At 72.0% G+C, this 1,539-nt stretch carries 2 protein-coding genes; one reads left to right on the forward strand and one right to left on the reverse strand.

From position 1 onward, the window contains the following. Nucleotides 1-130: 130 nt before the first annotated feature. A complete protein-coding gene (gene pdxH / locus VHK87_RS03235; protein WP_329633461.1) occupies nucleotides 131-799 on the reverse strand; it encodes a pyridoxamine 5'-phosphate oxidase in 669 nt (222 codons plus the stop codon). Nucleotides 800-902: 103 nt separating this feature from the next. On the opposite strand from pdxH, the gene VHK87_RS03240 reads away from it, so the two are divergent. Then, nucleotides 903-1,539 (forward strand): DnaJ C-terminal domain-containing protein (locus tag VHK87_RS03240; protein WP_329633462.1); only part of this gene is annotated, 637 nt, incomplete at its 3' end.

Raw genomic sequence — 1,539 nt, forward strand, 5'->3', positions numbered from 1 at the left:
AGGAAGCCGAGGTCGAGGCGGCGCTTCACCTTCAGCGCCTGCGGGCCGTCCAGGAACACCCGCGCGCAGGACGTCTCGATGACGGACTGGGACCGGCCGCGCAGGAAGTCCGCGACCTCCGCCTCCTCGCTCAAGGATAGAGCCGCTGGGTCGTCCAGCCCGCCCCACTCTTCTCGAACACCAGCCGGTCGTGGAGCCGGAACGGGCGGTCGCGCCAGAACTCGAAGCTGACCGGCGCCACGCGGAACCCGGACCAGTGCGGCGGGCGCGGCACCTTCCCGAGGCCGAACTTCATGCCCATTTGAGCGATCCGCTTTTCGAAGGCGCCGCGCTCCGGCAGCGCCCGCGACTGGTCGGACGCCCAGGCGCCCAGCTGGGCGGGACGGGCCCGCGTGGTCCAGTATTCGTCCGCCTCCTGCGGCGTGACGGAGGAGACGGTCCCCCTCACGCGGACCTGCCGGCGCAGCGACTTCCAGTGGAACAGCAGCGCCGCCTTGGCGTGGGCGGCCATCTGCCGGCCCTTGGCGCTCTCCACGTTGGTGTAGAAGACGAAGCCCGCCGGATCGACGTCCTTCAGCAGCACCATCCGCACGTCCGGCAGGCCGTCCGGATCGACGGTGGCCAGCGCCATGGCGTTGGCGTCGTTAGGCTCGCGCTCGACCGCCTCGCGCAACCAGGTGGCGAAGAGAGCGAACGGGTCCTCTTCGGCCATCGGCGGCGGCGGCTCGGCCGAGGCCACCTGGCGCACATAGTCGTCCTCGGACGGCGAGGGCGGGATGAGGGGCGCGTCTTCGCTCATGGCCCCCGCTATAGCGCGCCGCGAACCAGAGCGGCAGGGCTTAACCCCGCATTGACCGGCCGGACTCTAGCTTTGCCGTCCGATGAGCGGCCAAGATCCCAGCATGAGCCTCGAACACGCCCGCCAGGTGATGGGCGTGTCCGAAATCGCAACCACCGCCGAGATCCGGCGCGCCTTCCGGCTGAAGGCCAAGCAGGCCCACCCGGACCGGGGCGGGGACGCCGAGCGGTTCCGCGAGGTGGTGGAGGCCTACCACCTGCTGCAGCGCCTGCCCGCCAAGCCGCGGCCGGTCCGCGCCCACGAGCGCAGCTGGAAGCCGAAGACCTCCAGCGTCGAGTTGGAGATCACCCCGGAGGTCGCCGTGCTCGGCGGCGAAGTGGAGCATGCCCTCACCGACGGCCGCCGCGTGCGCTTGACGCTGCCCGCGGGCCTGCGGGCCGGCGACAAGGTCCGCGCCGACGGCGTCGAGCTGCCAGTGGTGATCCGCGGCGATGGCGAGACCCTGGTGCGCGGCGACGATCTGTGGATCACCGCCAAGGTCCCGCCCCGGCTGATGACCCAGGGCGGCAAGCTGACCGTCGAGACCCCGCTCGGCCGGCGGATCGTCTGGATCACCGAAAAATCCGGCGCCCAGGCGCTCGTGCGCCTGCAAGGCCAAGGCCTGCCGGCCCGCGGCCGCCATCGCCAGGGCCACCTGTTCGTCCGCCTCGCCCCCGGCGAGGCCGAGCCGGCGTCGGAAG

Origin of the sequence: Phenylobacterium sp. (assembly GCF_036263695.1) — a bacterium.
GTDB lineage: Bacteria > Pseudomonadota > Alphaproteobacteria > Caulobacterales > Caulobacteraceae > Phenylobacterium.

Excerpts from the sequence above, each read along its gene's own strand:
- pdxH (WP_329633461.1), bottom strand. The coding sequence starts at position 799 with ATGAGCGAAGACGCGCCCCTCATCCCGCCCTCGCCGTCCGAGGACGAC.